The 16,532-nt window shown below is 43.2% G+C and carries 19 protein-coding genes; 18 read left to right on the top strand and 1 reads right to left on the bottom strand.

What is annotated here, in order from left to right:
• The first annotated feature begins 40 nt into the window (after positions 1 to 40).
• From GLW00_RS13570 to GLW00_RS13560, 3 genes are all read left to right on the top strand, one after another.
• Positions 41 to 2,614, top strand: a complete 2,574-nt coding sequence (locus GLW00_RS13570) for a vitamin B12-dependent ribonucleotide reductase (protein ID WP_160914956.1) — start codon at positions 41 to 43, stop codon at positions 2,612 to 2,614.
• Positions 2,615 to 2,806: 192 nt separating this feature from the next.
• On the top strand, positions 2,807 to 3,238 hold the full coding sequence (gene mntR, locus GLW00_RS13565) for a transcriptional regulator MntR (RefSeq protein ID WP_160914954.1): 432 nt from the start codon (positions 2,807 to 2,809) through the stop codon (positions 3,236 to 3,238).
• Between the two features lie 280 nt (positions 3,239 to 3,518).
• Positions 3,519 to 4,406: a patatin-like phospholipase family protein gene (locus GLW00_RS13560; RefSeq protein ID WP_160914952.1), complete on the top strand. Its 888-nt coding sequence runs from the start codon at positions 3,519 to 3,521 to the stop codon at positions 4,404 to 4,406.
• 30 nt (positions 4,407 to 4,436) lie between these two features.
• Here the strand turns inward: GLW00_RS13560 and GLW00_RS13555 are convergent, their stop codons facing one another.
• Entirely contained in the window at positions 4,437 to 4,844 is a 408-nt protein-coding gene (locus tag GLW00_RS13555) for an SA1362 family protein (RefSeq protein WP_160914950.1), read from the bottom strand.
• 347 nt (positions 4,845 to 5,191) lie between these two features.
• On the opposite strand from GLW00_RS13555, the gene GLW00_RS13550 reads away from it, so the two are divergent.
• From GLW00_RS13550 to GLW00_RS13480, 15 genes are all read left to right on the top strand, one after another.
• Positions 5,192 to 5,707, top strand: a complete 516-nt coding sequence (locus GLW00_RS13550) for a YqhR family membrane protein (protein WP_160914948.1) — start codon at positions 5,192 to 5,194, stop codon at positions 5,705 to 5,707.
• Positions 5,708 to 5,752: 45 nt separating this feature from the next.
• Entirely contained in the window at positions 5,753 to 6,214 is a 462-nt protein-coding gene (aroQ, locus tag GLW00_RS13545) for a type II 3-dehydroquinate dehydratase (RefSeq protein WP_160914946.1), read from the top strand.
• Entirely contained in the window at positions 6,211 to 7,272 is a 1,062-nt protein-coding gene (locus GLW00_RS13540) for a M24 family metallopeptidase (RefSeq protein WP_160914944.1), read from the top strand. The genes aroQ and GLW00_RS13540 overlap by 4 nt, the downstream gene beginning before the upstream one ends.
• 18 nt (positions 7,273 to 7,290) lie before the next feature.
• A complete protein-coding gene (efp, locus tag GLW00_RS13535) occupies positions 7,291 to 7,848 on the top strand; it encodes an elongation factor P (protein WP_160914942.1) in 558 nt (185 codons plus the stop codon).
• Positions 7,849 to 8,630: 782 nt separating this feature from the next.
• Entirely contained in the window at positions 8,631 to 9,608 is a 978-nt protein-coding gene (spoIIIAA, locus tag GLW00_RS13530) for a stage III sporulation protein AA (RefSeq protein WP_160914940.1), read from the top strand.
• Positions 9,553 to 10,062 carry a stage III sporulation protein SpoIIIAB gene (gene spoIIIAB / locus GLW00_RS13525; RefSeq protein WP_160914938.1) on the top strand — a complete coding sequence of 170 codons (510 nt, stop codon included), beginning with the start codon at positions 9,553 to 9,555 and terminating at the stop codon, positions 10,060 to 10,062. Before spoIIIAA ends, spoIIIAB begins: the two co-directional genes overlap by 56 nt.
• A 37-nt stretch (positions 10,063 to 10,099) precedes the next feature.
• Positions 10,100 to 10,306 carry a stage III sporulation protein AC gene (gene spoIIIAC / locus GLW00_RS13520; protein WP_008637060.1) on the top strand — a complete coding sequence of 69 codons (207 nt, stop codon included), beginning with the start codon at positions 10,100 to 10,102 and terminating at the stop codon, positions 10,304 to 10,306.
• Between the two features lie 3 nt (positions 10,307 to 10,309).
• Positions 10,310 to 10,702: a stage III sporulation protein AD gene (gene spoIIIAD, locus GLW00_RS13515; RefSeq protein WP_160914936.1), complete on the top strand. Its 393-nt coding sequence runs from the start codon at positions 10,310 to 10,312 to the stop codon at positions 10,700 to 10,702.
• Between the two features lie 19 nt (positions 10,703 to 10,721).
• Positions 10,722 to 11,888 (top strand): stage III sporulation protein AE, encoded by a 1,167-nt coding sequence (gene spoIIIAE, locus GLW00_RS13510; RefSeq protein ID WP_160914935.1) that lies wholly within the window; start codon positions 10,722 to 10,724, stop codon positions 11,886 to 11,888.
• A gap of 10 nt (positions 11,889 to 11,898) precedes the next feature.
• Positions 11,899 to 12,501 carry a stage III sporulation protein AF gene (gene spoIIIAF / locus GLW00_RS13505; RefSeq protein ID WP_160914933.1) on the top strand — a complete coding sequence of 201 codons (603 nt, stop codon included), beginning with the start codon at positions 11,899 to 11,901 and terminating at the stop codon, positions 12,499 to 12,501.
• The gene (gene spoIIIAG, locus GLW00_RS13500; protein ID WP_160914931.1) at positions 12,494 to 13,123 is read left to right on the top strand and encodes a stage III sporulation protein AG; all 630 of its coding nucleotides are present in this window, start codon (positions 12,494 to 12,496) and stop codon (positions 13,121 to 13,123) included. Before spoIIIAF ends, spoIIIAG begins: the two co-directional genes overlap by 8 nt.
• A gap of 12 nt (positions 13,124 to 13,135) precedes the next feature.
• Positions 13,136 to 13,687, top strand: a complete 552-nt coding sequence (locus tag GLW00_RS13495) for a SpoIIIAH-like family protein (RefSeq protein WP_160914929.1) — start codon at positions 13,136 to 13,138, stop codon at positions 13,685 to 13,687.
• 437 nt (positions 13,688 to 14,124) lie between these two features.
• Positions 14,125 to 14,634 carry an acetyl-CoA carboxylase biotin carboxyl carrier protein gene (accB, locus tag GLW00_RS13490; RefSeq protein WP_160914927.1) on the top strand — a complete coding sequence of 170 codons (510 nt, stop codon included), beginning with the start codon at positions 14,125 to 14,127 and terminating at the stop codon, positions 14,632 to 14,634.
• 16 nt (positions 14,635 to 14,650) lie between these two features.
• Positions 14,651 to 16,009, top strand: a complete 1,359-nt coding sequence (gene accC / locus GLW00_RS13485; RefSeq protein WP_160914925.1) for an acetyl-CoA carboxylase biotin carboxylase subunit — start codon at positions 14,651 to 14,653, stop codon at positions 16,007 to 16,009.
• A gap of 15 nt (positions 16,010 to 16,024) precedes the next feature.
• Positions 16,025 to 16,432, top strand: a complete 408-nt coding sequence (locus GLW00_RS13480; RefSeq protein ID WP_160914924.1) for an Asp23/Gls24 family envelope stress response protein — start codon at positions 16,025 to 16,027, stop codon at positions 16,430 to 16,432.
• Positions 16,433 to 16,532: the final 100 nt, after the last annotated feature.

Below are 16,532 nucleotides of genomic sequence, written 5' to 3'. Positions count from 1 at the left end.
GAAAATTACTTAGTTTTTAGTTTAAAGGGAGAGATGCAAAATGCAGACGACCACCTCCATAGATGTACACACAAAAATTGATGTGCAACGCCTCAATGCAGATATAAGGCAGTTTCCACAGGTTCATGAAATTACTGAATCCATGGCAATAACACACAAAGGTGTCTCACGACTTGTGATGCTGGACAGGTATGCGTTTAAAGATACAGAAAAGTTGACTCTTGCAGAGGGTGATTTCGTAGTTCTTACAGTTAAGGACGATCCGAAGTTCCCTGCCCGTGGTTTTGGGTTTATTCATTCTATTGATTGGCAGACTCACCAGGCTATAGTAAGGGTGGAAGATGAATTCCTAAATGTTCTTGAGCATGAAGAGGAACGAAAAACAGGTTTGATCAAGCGTAGCCTTGACACGATCGATAAACCTTTGGAAGTCTACTATGAGCAGATTGCCCTTCGTAATGCTTCGGGGCTTTCTGAAGTAGAAACAGATACGGAAAAGAAACAACAAAGCTTCAATGACTTCTATGAAGAGTTATCGGAGTTGAATTTCATCCCAGCCGGACGTGTTTTGTATGGCGCAGGTTCTCAAACCGATGTCACATATTTTAATTGTTATGTGATGCCATACATTCAAGACTCTCGTGAAGGCATATCGGATCATCGTAAGCAAGTGATGGAAATTATGTCCCGTGGAGGTGGAGTGGGAACGAATGGCTCAACACTACGTCCTCGGAACACGCTGGCTAGAGGAGTGAACGGCAAATCTTCAGGCTCCGTTTCCTGGCTCGATGATATCGCTAAGCTTACACACCTTGTCGAACAAGGTGGTTCAAGACGCGGGGCCCAAATGATTATGTTATCTGACTGGCACCCTGACATTCTTGAATTTATTATTTCTAAAATGCAAAATACGCGAATTCTCCGTTTCCTCATTGAGAATACCGAAGATGAAACGATCAAACAATTGGCTAAAGATAAATTGAAATTCACCCCGCTCACAGAAACAGAGAGGGACTTGTACCAGAGTGTGGTCAATTATAAACACATCCAAGGGCAAGGAGGATTTACGGATCAAAGCATTCAAGAAGCAGAAGAGAAGCTTCACCTCGGCGGGAACTATACCGTTCATAACTCTGAATTTTTGACAGGCGCCAACATTTCTGTGTGTATCACGAATGAATTTATGGAAGCTGTGGAAAATGATGCTGATTATGAGCTTCGTTTCCCGGATGTTGAAAATTATTCAGCTGAAGAAATGAAAATCTACAATGAAGAATGGCATCAAAGTGGAGATGTTCGTGAATGGGAGGCGCGTGGATTCGATGTGCGCACCTATCGTACAGTAAAAGCCAGCGAATTGTGGAACCTTATTAATATCTGTGCTACGTATTCGGCTGAACCAGGCATATTCTTTATTGATAATGCCAATGAGAAAACAAATGCAACAGCATATGGACAGAAGGTAGTCGCTACAAACCCTTGTGGTGAACAGCCACTTGCTCCTTATTCTGTATGTAATCTCGCTGCAGTCAACCTGGCAAATGTTGCAGACAAGGAACGCAAGCAGGTCGACTTTGAAAAGCTCAAGAAAACGGTTCGTCGTGGTGTCCGTATGCAGGACAATGTCATTGACGCAACTCCGTATTTCCTGGAAGAAAATAAAGTGCAGGCCCTTGGTGAACGAAGAATTGGTCTTGGTGTTATGGGCCTTCATGACTTGTTGATTTATTGTGAGACCACTTATGGATCTGAAGCAGGAAACCAACTGGTCGATGAAATTTTTGAAGCTATCGCTACCACGGCCTATCGTGAGTCGATTGAACTTGCAAAAGAAAAAGGCAGTTTTCCATTCTTAACAGGAAAAACGCAGGAAGAAACGAAAGAACTGCGTGAACGTTTTATTCAGACGGGCTATATGAAGGAAATGCCGGAAGATATACGCCAGGATGTACTGACGTATGGAATTAGAAACTCCCATCTCTTAACTGTTGCTCCTACAGGAAGTACTGGTACTATGGTGGGCGTAAGTACCGGACTTGAGCCTTACTTTTCATTCTCCTATTACCGAAGCGGTCGTTTAGGTAAATTTATTGAGGTGAAGGCAGATATTCTTCAGGAATATTTGGATGCTCATCCGGAACAAGATCCCAATGAGTTGCCGGATTGGTTCATTACCGCAATGACAATGAGCCCGGAGGCACACGCAGATACACAGTGCATCATCCAGCGCTGGGTAGATAGCAGTATTTCCAAGACAGTCAATGCTCCAAAAGGGTACACCGTTGAACAAGTGGAAAGAGTGTACCAACGTTTATATCGTGGAGGTGCCAAAGGTGGTACGGTCTACGTTGATGGAAGTCGGGATAGTCAAGTATTATCTTTAAAAGCAGAAGAGAATGACTTCGAGGGAGAACAGACGGAACTGTTTGAATCGGAAGACAAAAAACCTCATGTTGTACTTATGGACACGATCCATGAGCTAGATAAGACAAACGTTACAATCGGATCTGAAGTAGGAGATACGTGTCCCGTTTGTCGCCAGGGTACGGTTGAAGATATAGGTGGTTGCAATACTTGCACGAACTGTAATGCGCAGTTGAAGTGTGGATTGTAAAAACACAACCGGTCGTTTTTAACGGCCGGTTTATTTTTTTGATTCCATTCATTGTGTTAAAGATCAAGTACAGGCCTTGCTTGTCACTGGTAGGAATCTGGTGTATCATTTTAATGTGGAAACATATGCTATAAAAACCGTCCACCATACAGTGTAGGGCGTGTACATAAGACAGGGTATTGGGGGTTCAACATGCCGACACCTAGCATGGAAGATTACATTGAACAAATCTATATATTAATTGAAGATAAAGGTTATGCACGAGTTTCTGATATAGCTGAAAATCTCCAGGTACATCCGTCCTCCGTTACGAAGATGGTTCAGAAACTTGATCGAGACCAATACTTGAACTATGAAAAATATCGAGGATTGATTTTAACACCAAAAGGAAAGAAAGTCGGAAAGCGTCTTGTTTATCGTCATGAACTATTGGAACAGTTCCTGGAGATTATCGGGGTCGATCAGGAGAATATTTATGATGATGTTGAAGGTATTGAGCACCACATGAGTTGGAACTCTATCGACCGTATTGGTGATCTCGTTCAATACTTCGATGAGAAGCCAGAGCGTGTGAGTGCGTTAAGAGAAGTTCAGAAAAAGAATGAAGAACAGAATGATGAGTGAAAAAACGCATGGGATCCCATGCGTCTTTTTTTATGACGAATTTTTTATACACCTCATTGATCCGTTATCCTGATATTATTGTAATATTTTATATATGCTTTAGGTCTTCATCGGCCATTTCGTAACCGAATGCCTCGGAAAATGTGCAGGCGGGGGAACTATTAATTGCCAGCGAAAGACAAGGTATAGCATCTTAAATAGCCTTGCCTTTGAATTCGTCTGCTTTCGTTCTAATTTGCCAAACCCGTGTTTATAATGAAGTAAAGTGGGGTGAAGCAGGATGAAAGTGGACGGTGTTTTTTCCGGCGGCGGTGTGAAAGCCCTTGCTTTCATTGGAGCTCTTGAAGAACTAGAAGAGCAAGGGTACACATTCAAACGAATGGCAGGAACATCCGCTGGTGCCATTTTGGCTAGTTTGACAGCCGCCGGCTACACAGCTAGAGAACTGAAGGAAAGACTCAATCATCTTTCGTTTCTTAGTTTAGTAGACGTTCCATTGTCAGATCGCCTGTTTCCATTTATGAAATGGCTTCTTTTGTATTATCGGATGGGGCTGTATAAAGGGAATCAGTTGGAAAATGTATTAGAGGAGTGGCTTGGTGAAAAGGGCGTGCGTACTTTTGCGGACTTACCGTCCGGGTCATTAAAGGTGATTTGTTCTGACCTGACTTTAGGAAGAATAGTTGTGATCCCTGATGATTTGAAGAAAGTGTACGGCATTGATCCTGCTACTTTCTCTGTAGCCAAAGCTGTAAGGATGAGCTCAGGACTCCCCTACTTTTTTATTCCTGTAAAAATTCACGGAAAACGTGGAAGGTCCATTATGGTAGATGGTGGAGTGTTGAGTAATTTCCCTCTGTGGATTTGGGAAAAGCCGGATGGCTGTCGTACCAGACCTATAATCGGAATGAAGTTAAGTGATGAACCAGATAAATTACCAGAACAGAAAATCAAAAATGCCATCCAAATGTTCCATGCACTTTTTAAGACGATGCAGCAAGCCCACGATGCAAGGTACATTTCCAAGGCGTTGAGTAAGGATATTATCTTTATCCCGGTCAGTGGAGTAGAAACAACGGATTTTGATATGAGTAAAGAAGAAAAAGAAACCTTGATGGCATTAGGTCGTGAACATGCAAGTAAATTCTTGAAACGATGGAGCAGATGAACCATAATACGAAATAAAAAAATCGAGCCATTAGAAGGTGGCTCGATTTTTTCCTTTGCTTTTACTGCCTTCAATCACACGAAGCTGTGGTCCACTCGAACGTTTCCGGTTTTTTCTACCTAATGCAGACGCTTTGGTCTGGGCTTTGGCTACAGGGCTTTTCTTAATGACAGGTGTTGGCTGCTTGTATTTTTGTTTGGATTGTTTGACTGCTTGCTTGTATTTCTTCATTTCATTTCGGTTTCCACCTGCTGCCCCTCCTATACCGCGCTTGCGGAGGAAGAAGAAGTAGATGGCACCGTAAATGAGAACAGCGATTCCGATCATCATAACGATCGAAGTGAGAAAGCTGGTTGTGTTCGTAAACAACTGAACGCCAACAAAGAAAATGGCTAAACCAATCAATGTGTAAATGACAGGAGTCATCCAATTACGCATGATATTTTCCTCCCTTCTCGTAGTGGTCGACTATGAATATCTGGTTATTGAACTATACCCTTATTTCAACACTATTCATCATCAGATGCGGCGGATGGTAGGCTATTATGTGCTATTTAAGATTGTGTCCTTTATAGAATAAAATATGCAGGCCCTTCATTATTTTTGAATGGTGAAAGAGTACGTTTTAGTAAACTCTTTACTTCAAAGGGGCTTGTTTAAACAATAGAGTATTAAATTTGGTTGGACTTTTATTTTACCTCAAATTCGTATGAAGCACTAGCCCAACAATCGAAAAGAGCATGAAAAATTTGGGGTTGGTTAAAATGAGAATAGAGGTGATGAAGATGGCTGAAAAACAAAAAGACCAAAGACAACAAGAGCCACAGCAAAGTGTCATAGCAAAAGCATTAGTCATAGGGTTTACTGCCGGGATTTTATGGAGTGGTTTAGGTGCGCTTGCGTATTATTTCAATTTCACAGAAGTGTCTCCTGCCTCCTTCGTTTTCCGATCATTCTGGCAGACGGATTGGACGGGTACATGGCTTGCTGAAGTACTAGCTGTTCTTATTTTAGGGATATTATCTTTAGGGACAGCTCTTATTTACTATCTTCTTCTGAAAAAAAAGAATGGTATGTGGCCAGGTGTTTTTTATGGAATAGGGCTCTGGGCGGTCGTTTATCTTCTATTAACCCCCATCTTTCCAGCAATTCCGGCTTTTATGGAACTAAATAGTGATACATGGGTGACAACTGGTTGTTTGTTTATTTTATACGGGGTTTTTATCGGGTATTCCATCTCTTATGAATACAGGGAGTTCAATGAGACAGTGAATTCTTATTCAAATCAAGGGAGAGTATGATAAACTTAAAGTGTATGACAATTTTGGAAATGGTGGGATTGGTGAATGGGGAAGAAGCGGCTGTTTTTGATCAATGGGCCGAATTTGAATAGGTTAGGCAAGCGGGAGCCGGAAACATACGGAAAAAAATCTCTTGAAGATGTTGAGGTATTGGTCGAGCAAACGGCCTCGGAGCTCGGGTATGCAGTCACATCTTTTCAGTCCAATCATGAGGGGGATCTCGTCGATTGGATTCAGCGGGCTGAAGAAGAGGCTGAGGGGATCATCATAAACCCCGCAGCTTATACACACACAAGCATTGCTTTAAGGGATGCCATTAGTGCAATCTCAAAACCTGTGGTAGAGATCCATATTTCAAATGTCCATGAACGGGAATCTTTCCGCCATATCTCGATGTTAGCACCGGTTTGTTCAGGCCAAATAGTCGGCTTTGGAATTGATGGCTACCGATTAGCGACATTGGGGATGATCCAAAAGGTAGAAAGTGAAGGGAGAAATCATTCGTGAGTAAACTTTCAAATTTAAGAAAATCGATTGCATCAAATGAACTAGATGGCCTTTTAATTATGAGTCCGAAAAACAGAAGGTATATATCAGGCTTTGCCGGTTCTTCTGGAGCTCTTTTAGTGACGAGGGACGCAGCTGTTTTAATTACAGATTTCCGTTATACAGAACAAGCGGCAGAGCAAGCGAAGGAGTTTGAGATCCTTGAACATAAAACGCCTATGCCGAAAACAGTTGCTGAAAAAGCAAAAGAATTAGGTTTGAAACGGATCGGATTTGAAAAAGATCATGTTACCTATACGCTTTTCGAACAATATAATGAAGCTTTAGAGGCAGAACTCGTCCCTACATCAGGCCTTGTGGAAAAATTACGCTTGATTAAGACGGATGAGGAGATTAGTATATTAAAGGATGCCGTTAAGATTGCTGATGATGCTTTCGAACATATTCTTAGTTACATAAAGCCTGGTGTGAAGGAGATTGATGTATCTAATGAACTTGAGTTCTTCATGCGTAAGCAAGGAGCGACCTCTTCAAGTTTTGATATTATCGTTGCATCAGGATATCGTTCAGCTCTGCCCCACGGTGTGGCTTCCGAAAAGGAAATCCAATCCGGAGAGCTTGTGACGCTTGATTTTGGTGCCCTTTACAAAGGGTATTGTTCTGATATCACAAGAACAGTAGCTGTAGGCGAAATCAATGATCAGTTGAAGGAAATCTATGATACCGTTTTACAGGCCCAGTTAAAAGGTATGGAAGGAATAAAAGAAGGCATCACGGGTAAGGAAGCCGATGCGCTGACACGTGATTATATAAAAGAAAAAGGGTATGGCGAATATTTCGGTCATTCCACAGGTCATGGAATTGGTTTGGACGTCCACGAAGGGCCTGGACTTTCCTTCCGTTCCGATGTCACTCTTGAAGAAGGCATGGTTGTGACGGTTGAGCCGGGCATTTATGTTCCGAACGTCGGCGGCTGCCGTATTGAAGATGATACAATCGTGACGAAAACAGGAAATGAACGACTGAGCAAGTCTACCAAAGAATTAATCACGTTGTAATTTAAAGGAGGAAGACAAATGATTTCAGTAAACGATTTTCGTACAGGTCTGACAATTGAAGTGGATGGAGATATTTGGCAAGTAATGGATTTCCAACACGTAAAGCCAGGAAAAGGAGCGGCCTTTGTTCGTTCGAAACTCCGTAACCTCCGCAACGGAAATATTCAGGAAAAAACGTTCCGTGGTGGTGAAAAAGTAGAACGTGCACACATTGAAAACCGCAAAATGCAATATCTTTATGCAAATGGTGATATGCACGCGTTCATGGATATGGAGACATATGAACAAGTGGAAATTCCTACAGCTACTATCCAAGAACAATTGAACTATTTGAAAGAGAACATGGAAGTCCAAATCCAGTCATACGAAAGTGAAACAATCGGTGTTGAACTGCCGAAAAACGTTGAGCTTGAAGTTACCGAAACAGAACCCGGCATTAAAGGTGACACAGCAAGTGGCGGTACAAAACCTGCAACACTTGAAACCGGTCTTACTGTTCAAGTGCCATTCTTCATCAATGAAGGGGAAGTATTGGTCATCAGTACGACAGATGGCAAATACGTATCCCGTGCATAATCTTGCGCTTCGAAAAGAACTTGTCCGATCCGGACAGGTTCTTTTTTTTGTGTGAAACATCTGTTACCCCAGCAAAATACTTTTCCATATAAGCTCCCTTTAGTGGAAGACTCAGTTTCAAGATTTTTGTTGAGTGTATGGGCCTGCGAGGGATGACTCGCTTTCCGCGGGAGCGCGGTGAGCCTCCTCGGACTGCGTCCTGTGGGGTCTCACCAAGTACTTTTTTCCTCGTAGATATCCGGTTCCGGCGCCTGCACACTTAAGGTAGGAGTCTCGCCCCTCCCCTCCGCCCCTTTGCTATATCGGTGTCTCGAAACCACTACGATAAGGACAGCTCGTATGATTATTAGAAATGGATGAAAGAACACCTCCCCTAGCACAGCAAAGCCTAATTCAGAGCGCTTCTCCCCCCTAATAGTTGGATAGAAGAAGACCGTCAAACTTGGTAAAGGGGTTCGTTACAGTCCTACATCGAATGGGGTGGTTGGGAAGATGCGGGACTCCCGCGGGAAAGGCTTGCCGTCATCCCCGCAGGAAAGCGAGTAGCTTCCCAGCCACCCCTGACGCTCAACCCGGGCAACGAACCCTGGAAAGTCTCGAAACTGAGTTTTCACCAATCCTGCCATATAGCTTAATATGAGTGTGGTAAATAGTTTCTATCAATTGCTCTATCACCCCTCTAGTTCCTCTCTCAAAATCTTCTAGTTTTATACCATTTCACAGTCATAAGCCCGTAAGAAGCACATACATATGAAGTAAACCTAATAAAGGAGTAGGAGAGGATGAAGGAGATTATACGTTTGTTCCCACCCTCTATCCAACATCTCTTAAAAAGTGAGGTCCAGTGGAAGAGTGTGCAGGAGATCCGTTTAAGGATTGGTCGTCCGATAGAGGTTCTTGAAAATAATCGTCATGATTCCATTGAGGCTGTAGTGATGACTGTTGATCACCTCTCTTTCGTCCTGAACCAGATCAGTCAGTTCTCCCTCTACCGTTTTAAGGAAGAGTTGAAAGAGGGTTTCATTACGATTGAGGGTGGCCACAGGGTAGGTTTGGCTGGAAAGACGAACACCCATCAAGATCATGTCGAAACACTAAAGCACATATCATTTATGAACATTAGGGTTGCTAGAGCTACTTCGGGGAATGTTGAGCCTCTTATCCCATACCTTTATCAAGCGGGGCGGTGGATGAGTACGATGGTTATCGGACCTCCACATTCAGGGAAAACCACACTCCTTCGGGAATTGGCGCGTTACATTGGATCTGATCAAAAGGGATACAGCGCAGCGAAAGTCGCCATTGTGGACGAGCGTTCCGAAATAGCAGCAAGCATGAAGGGAGTCCCTCAACTGGATGTTGGGTTCCGCACAGATGTGATGGATGCTTGTCCTAAAGCGGAAGGCATGATGATGATGATTCGTTCCATGTCACCAGAAGTGTTAATTGTAGATGAAATAGGTGGACAGAAAGATGCCGAAGCTGTCCGTGAGGCGACGTATACAGGTGTAGAAGTTATATGCAGTATTCATGGTCAGAGTTTTACTGGAATCAGGAAACGTCCATCAGCAAAACAGTTGATGGAGGAGGAAGTGTTCCAAAGATATGTTGTCTTGGATCGGATGTCCCCTCAGAAAGAAAGAAGATGGACAGTTTTTGATCAATCGGGAGAAGTACTAGGCCATGGGAAGGGGAGGGAATCAAATGCAATGGATCGGGGCTGTCATCGTGTTAACCGTTACGACCTGGGCAGGGTTTGATATGGCTTCCCGTTTCAAAAAGCGTCCAGGGCATATTCGGCAATGGAAAAACGCTTTACAGATGATAGAAGCTGAGATGGTTTTTGGACAATCTTCGTTGCTGGAAGTGTGTGAGAATTTATCCAGACATTTACCGAAACCCATTAACCAGTTTTTTGAAGGTATTCTTAATGAAAATGGAGTTTGGGATGACTTCTATTCCTTGTGGTCGAAGCAGCTAAAGAAACACTGGTCATTAAACGCGATGGGGAAAAACGAATTAGAAATACTGATGCAGTTTGGAAGAACGCTTGGCCAGCACGATCTGGAGCAGCAGCAAAAACAGATCCAACTAACCATTCATCACCTGGATCGCGAACTGAATGATGCCCTGGAAGTCGGCGATCAATATCAAAAGATGGCGAAAGGAATGGGGATATTAAGCGGGCTGCTTGTCATTATTTTAATCATTTAGAAGGAATAGGCATTTTACAAAAGGGGGAAGAGGCATTGTGCTCCAAGATGCAACGATATTATTCCAAATAGCTGGTGTAGGTATTATTGTCGCGATGATCCACAGCATCCTGAAACAGATGGGTAAAGAAGAAATTGCACAGGCTGTGACCTTGACGGGTTTCATCATTGTCTTATTTATTGTACTCCACAGGCTCGCTGATCTGTTTCAGCAAATCAAGTCTGTTTTCCTTTATCAGGGGTAACCCATGGATATTATTCAAATTGTTTCACTAGGATTAGTAGCGGCCTTGTTGATTCTACTATTAAAGGAACACAAATCTTCGGTCGCTTTTCTTCTCCTTTTATTCACGGTCATCATCCTGTTTTTAACCATTCTTGATCAGGTCAGGCATATCTTTGCACTATTGTCTTACATGGCTGAAAAGGCTCAGGTCGAACCTATGTATTTCAAGACGATCTTGAAAATCATCGGCATTGCCTATATCGCAGAATTTGGAGCCCAACTTATTCGAGATGCCGGGCTCAACTCCCTGGCTTCTAAAGTGGAATTAGCAGGGAAATTGTTTATATTGATGCTTGCCATACCGATTGTAACAGCTGTGATCGAGACCATTTTGAATTTCATTCCAGGTGCATAGGAAACACGGGAGGGATGCCATGAAACGGATGTTGTTGTGTTGTCTAATTGTGATCGGTTGCTTGAACTCTCCAATCATCGTTGCTGCATCTCCCTCCCCTGCAGATCCTGATATTTCTATGCTCGATCATATATCTACAGAAGAGTTGGAGGACAATTGGAATGAATTGAACCAGCAGTATGGAGAGTATCTTCCCAATTTTCATACGAATAACTTTCGTGAATTTATCCAAAGTGAAAGTTCAGTTGAATCATCGGATTGGTTTTCAGGAATACTGGAATTCTTCTTCCATGAGCTTCTCTTCAACGGAAAGTTACTTGCTTCCTTATTGTTCTTAACACTTTTCAGTACTTTGCTTCACTCAGTGCAGTCGGCATTTGAAGATTCTGTAGTCAGTAAGATTGCATACATGGTGGTTTACCTTGTTTTGTTGACGCTTGCACTGGAGAGTTTTAGGCAAGTCATTGAATATACACTAGGGGCCATTGAACGAATGAGCAGCTTCATGATTGGGTTGATTCCTCTGCTTCTTGGAATCATGGCTTCCTTCAGTCACCTGATGTCCATATCCTTTTTTCACCCTATTATTATTGCTCTTGTCCAATCAAGCGGCCTGCTGGTCAAGTACTTACTAATTCCATTGTTTGCTTCCTCCGCTCTTTTGTTAATTGTGGGAAGTTTGAATGAGACATACAAAGTAGATCAACTGGCTGAACTTCTAAGAAAAACAGGGATGGCGATCATGGGCGTGTTTTTAACTATCTTTCTTGGTGTGATATCTGTTCAGGGTACAGTGACTGCGGTACAGGATGGGATTACAATGAAAACCGCTCGTTTTGTTACCGGAAATTTTGTTCCTGTTGTGGGGAGGTTGTTCACGGATGCCACGGATACAATCCTTGGGGCTTCTCTTGTACTAAAAAACACCCTGGGGATTGCCGGAGTGGTCATATTACTTGGAATCGCAATATTTCCAGCTATTAAGGTGTTAGCCATAGCTCTCATTTACAAAATTGCTGCAGCTCTTCTTCAGCCACTCGGGGACGGGCCGATCATTCAGGCGATGGACGTTGTCAGCAGGCATATTCTTTATATCTTTGCCGCACTATTAATGGTTTCTATGATGTTCTTTCTTGTTATCGTCATTATGGTGGCGGCTAGTAACATTACGATGATGGTCAGATAGGGTGGTGAATATGGAGTATCTCATTGAGTGGATCACAAAGATTGTTCTCTTTCTTTTATTGGCGATGGTAGCAGACGCTCTTCTCCCGTCAGGTGTCATGAAGAAGTACGCCCGACTGGTCATGTCTATTTTGCTGCTACTGATCTTTATGGGGCCACTCTTACAAATTTTAAACATTGATCCTGAGAGTCTTATACAACGCGCTGACCAGACCATGCAGCAACAAATGGACGCAGAAGTATTTGAGGAAAATGTAGAAGCAAAGAAAAATGAAATACTCGAAGGACAAGATGCATATAAATTAGAACAAGTTACCCAGGCGCTTGCAGCTGAAATTGAAACGCCATTGAAAGAAGAACAAAACCTGGTTCTCGTCAATGCTGAAATGAGCTTCCATCAACAGCCTTACAGTTTAGAAACGTTGGACAAGCTGACCCTCACACTTTCACGTGATGAACAGACCCAGTCGGTCGAGGATGTAGAGATCTCTATCATGGAAGAAGGGGAGACAGAAGAAGAAAAACAAGATCCAGAATTATTAAAATGGATCGCTGACTATCTTGACTTGAACAAGGAACAAATCATTATCCGCTGGGAGGATGAGGATGAATAAATGGTGGAACAAGCTGACGGAACCTCTATCTAACAAAGAGGGGAGAAAGCTGAATAAGACGAAGTATTTAATCGCCATTGGTATTATCGGAGTGTTGATAATTCTAACAAGCAATTGGTTCCAGCCGAGCGATTCTCCTTCACCGGCCCTCGATGAAGGAAATGTGCCAAGTCAAGCCGGGGAGAACGCAGCGTCTGCACAGACTCCTGAAATGACGGACTCTATTTCCCTGTTGGAAAAAGAGTATGAAAAACAGCTTAAGCCTCTTCTTGAAAACATTCAAGGGGTATCCGCTGTGGACATTATGATCAACCTGTCATCGACACATAAAAAAGTGTACGATAAAAATTTAATCGTCGGAAAACAAACAACCAAGGAAAATGATAAGAACGGAGGGGAACGTGAAATTGAGGATTATTCAAGAGAACAGCAGCTAGTTCTCGTCCGCCAAGGCGATCGGGAGGTTCCGCTGCTAACGCAAACATCTAAGCCGGAGGTAAGCGGAGTTTTCGTAACAGCTGCGGGGGTCGATCAAATGCAGGTGAAAGCGTGGGTGGTGGAAGCTGTCTCTAGAGTTTTGGATGTCCCGACTCACAGGATTTCTGTTTTGCCTAAACAATAAGGAGGGGTTACTTTGGTTAAAAAACAAACGGTTTGGTTGTTGACAATGTTGAGTCTCTTGATTGTGCTGAGCGTATATTACATGACTTCCCCGGACAATGGTGAAATGGCCTTTATACAGGAAGATGAATGGGCAGAGATTACAGAAGATGCTGCTGGCGAGGAAGGGGTAGAAACTACTGGCGATGGCACAGTCATTTCCCAGATTTCTACTGATGAGCTTTTCTCCGCCATCCGTCTCGACATGCAAAATCAACGGGATCAAATGCAAGAACAGCTATCAGAAATCGTTGCCTCCAGTGATTTTAGTACAGAAGAGAAGAATGAAGCCTTAGAAAAAATGGAGACAATCAAAGCAAACCAATCCAAAGAATCCATCATCGAAAATACCATCCGTGCCAGTGCTTCCTATGATGATGTACTAGTAAGAGCGGAAGATGATGTCGTCCACGTTACGGTGAAAGCGGCTGAACTATCGAAAACAGAAACGAACAACATCATCCAAATGGTCTCTGACGAATTTGGACAGAAAGAAGTTCAAGTACAATTCCAGCCAGCAGGCTGAAAATAAAACAGAAGCCTCACTCCTTCAAAAAAGGAGTGAGGCTTTTTTGTCATTTGTCTTCATTTATTAAGCTATCTGGCAGGATTGTAGGAGACTCAGTTTCGGAATGCTTGTGGTTCGTTGCTGTATTGAGTGTCATGAGTGGCAGGGAAGCTACTCACTTTCCTGGGGAGATGACGGCAAGCCTTCTCGTTCTTCGCATTATGGGGTCTTGCCGGCCCATCCATTCTAACAAGAGTCTCGCATCCCCCATCAACTCCGCAAAAGTATCGGTACTGAGCGTTCCAGAAATGGGAGCTATTGTGGGATAGTTGTCAGAATATTACTGGAGGTTATTCTTGTAGCGAGTTGCAGGGAGGTGGTAATGTATAATAGAATATGAAGAGGTATTAGTACCAGTTTATAAAAAGTAACTTTACATAAGAGGGGTGCCACAAATGCTAAAGGTACAAGAAATCAGAGAAATCATTAAATTGATTGATCAATCCAATATCGATGAGTTTTCTTATGAAGCAAACGGAACTAAAGTTCACATGAAAAAGCCACAGGGACAGGTTGTTGCTGAACCAGTACAAGTCCAACAGCCGGTACAAGCTCCACCAAAAACAGAGGCTAAACAAGAAGCTGCCGAGCAAGCGCCTAAACAAGAGGTCAAAGAAGCAGCAGCTGAAAGCGAAGCTCCAAAAGCCCAAGGTAGTGCCGATTACGATGCAGAGGTGAAATCACCGATGGTCGGAACTTTCTATGCATCTCCTTCACCTGAAGAGGATGTTTATGTGAAAGTCGGAGACTCAGTTAAAGAAGATTCCGTCGTCTGTATCGTTGAAGCGATGAAATTATTTAATGAGATTGAAGCGGAAGTATCAGGGGAAATCGTTGAGATTCTCGTTAAAGACGGTGAACTAGTGGAATATGGTCAGCCGTTGTTCCGTGTGAAGTCCAAGTAAACGGGGGTTTGAGACGTTGATTAAAAAAGTTCTGATAGCAAACAGAGGAGAAATCGCTGTGCGTGTCATCCGCGCTTGTAAAGAGATGGGGATTGAAACGGTAGCGGTTTATTCCGAAGCTGACAAAGAAGCGTTGCACGTTCAGATGGCTGATGAAGCGTATTGTGTTGGACCGACGCTCAGTAAAGATAGTTATTTGAATTACACGAACATTATGAGCCTGGCTACATTGACGGAGACAGATGCGATCCATCCAGGATACGGCTTCCTTTCGGAAAATGCAGAGTTCGCTGAGATGTGTGAAGAGTGTAATATTACTTTCATTGGGCCATCCTCTTACGCCATTCAAAAGATGGGGACGAAGGACGTCGCTCGTGAAACGATGAGAGAAGCAGGGGTACCGGTTGTTCCTGGTTCATCAGGTATTATCAAGGATGAAGAGGAAGGGCTGAAAGTAGCTGAAGAGATCGGTTACCCAGTCATTATCAAGGCAACAGCAGGCGGGGGCGGTAAAGGTATTCGTGTAGCCCGCAACGAAGAAGATTTAAAAAAAGGAATTCGTATGACTCAGCAGGAAGCAGAGACAGCATTCGGTAACCCTGGCGTCTATATCGAAAAGTTCATTGAAGATTTCCGCCACGTCGAAATTCAAGTACTTGCCGATAACCATGGTAACGCCGTACACCTTGGTGAAAGGGACTGTACCATTCAACGCCGCCTTCAGAAGTTGATTGAGGAAACGCCGTCTCCAGCGATCACGGAGGAAATGCGTGCGAAAATGGGAGATGCAGCAGTAAAAGCAGCTCTTGCCGTCAACTATTCAGGTGCGGGTACCGTTGAGTTCATCTATGACAAAGAAGATGATTCTTTCTACTTCATGGAAATGAATACAAGAATTCAGGTGGAGCACCCGGTTACGGAAATGGTTACAGGTGTAGATTTGATTAAAGAAATGTTATTGATTGCAGACAACAATGAACTTTCTTTCAAACAGGAAGAGATTGAATTCGAAGGCTGGTCCATTGAATGCAGGATCAATGCAGAAAACCCTCACAAAAACTTTATGCCTTCAGCGGGTAAAATCGATATGTACCTTCCTCCTGGAGGTCTGGGTGTCAGAGTGGACTCAGCAGCATATCCTGGCTACATGATCCCGCCTTATTATGATTCTATGGTCGCTAAGCTGATTACGTATGGTCGTGATAGAGATGAAGCGATTCGCCGGATGAAGCGTGCCCTTGATGAATTCGTCATTGAAGGGGTTCATACTACAATTCCTTTCCACCAACGGATGATGGAACATGAAGTATTTGTTGGCGGAGACTTTAACACAAAGTTTTTAGAGAAATATACTATAATGAAGGATGAATCATAAAAAGGAGTGGTCATTGTGAGTGATAAGCAATTGTTGAATGTGACAGATGGATCGACATTAGGTAACATCGAGATTGCTCCTGAAGTCATTGAAGTGATCGCTGGAATTGCTGTTTCAGAAGTGGCTGGTGTTGCTTCGATGAGGGGCAATTTCGCATCAGGCGTAGCTGAGCGTCTTGGTGGTAAGAAGAACCACGGAAAAGGCGTGAAGGTGGAGCTCACTGAGAATGGTGTCTTGATTGATGCTTATGTAGTCATGGATTATGGAATTTCCATACCTGACACGGCACAGAAAATTCAGGACAACACAAGGCAGGCGCTTAAAAACATGACAGCACTTGATATTAATGAAATCAATGTCCACATTGTCGGCGTACAAATGGAAACAGGGAAAGAGGAAGAAGTGGAAGTAGAAGAATTGTAAGAGTAATCAGAAAGGGGGAGACCCCTTTCTGATTTTTTGTTTTACTCCTGGCCCTTTCGATTTGATGAGCGGCAAAATTTTGCTATCACCTGATTACAAT

It is taken from the genome of Halobacillus litoralis, assembly GCF_009856445.1.
Classification (GTDB): domain Bacteria; phylum Bacillota; class Bacilli; order Bacillales; family Halobacillaceae; genus Halobacillus; species Halobacillus litoralis.
Note: the sequence above shows the minus strand (reverse complement) of the source record. Positions and strands in the feature narration are given on the sequence as shown.

Bases quoted from the DNA above. Each gene is read 5' to 3' on its own strand.
- spoIIIAB (WP_160914938.1), top strand. From the start codon at position 9,553: ATGCAATGGATCGGGGCTGTCATCGTGTTAACCGTTACGACCTGGGCA.
- aroQ (WP_160914946.1), top strand. From the start codon at position 5,753: ATGGGGAAGAAGCGGCTGTTTTTGATCAATGGGCCGAATTTGAATAGG.
- efp (WP_160914942.1), top strand. From the start codon at position 7,291: ATGATTTCAGTAAACGATTTTCGTACAGGTCTGACAATTGAAGTGGAT.
- GLW00_RS13560 (WP_160914952.1), top strand. From the start codon at position 3,519: ATGAAAGTGGACGGTGTTTTTTCCGGCGGCGGTGTGAAAGCCCTTGCT.
- spoIIIAA (WP_160914940.1), top strand. From the start codon at position 8,631: ATGAAGGAGATTATACGTTTGTTCCCACCCTCTATCCAACATCTCTTA.
- accB (WP_160914927.1), top strand. From the start codon at position 14,125: ATGCTAAAGGTACAAGAAATCAGAGAAATCATTAAATTGATTGATCAA.
- mntR (WP_160914954.1), top strand. From the start codon at position 2,807: ATGCCGACACCTAGCATGGAAGATTACATTGAACAAATCTATATATTA.
- spoIIIAD (WP_160914936.1), top strand. From the start codon at position 10,310: ATGGATATTATTCAAATTGTTTCACTAGGATTAGTAGCGGCCTTGTTG.
- spoIIIAE (WP_160914935.1), top strand. From the start codon at position 10,722: ATGAAACGGATGTTGTTGTGTTGTCTAATTGTGATCGGTTGCTTGAAC.
- spoIIIAG (WP_160914931.1), top strand. From the start codon at position 12,494: ATGAATAAATGGTGGAACAAGCTGACGGAACCTCTATCTAACAAAGAG.
- GLW00_RS13570 (WP_160914956.1), top strand. From the start codon at position 41: ATGCAGACGACCACCTCCATAGATGTACACACAAAAATTGATGTGCAA.
- GLW00_RS13555 (WP_160914950.1), bottom strand. From the start codon at position 4,844: ATGCGTAATTGGATGACTCCTGTCATTTACACATTGATTGGTTTAGCC.
- spoIIIAF (WP_160914933.1), top strand. From the start codon at position 11,899: ATGGAGTATCTCATTGAGTGGATCACAAAGATTGTTCTCTTTCTTTTA.
- GLW00_RS13550 (WP_160914948.1), top strand. From the start codon at position 5,192: ATGGCTGAAAAACAAAAAGACCAAAGACAACAAGAGCCACAGCAAAGT.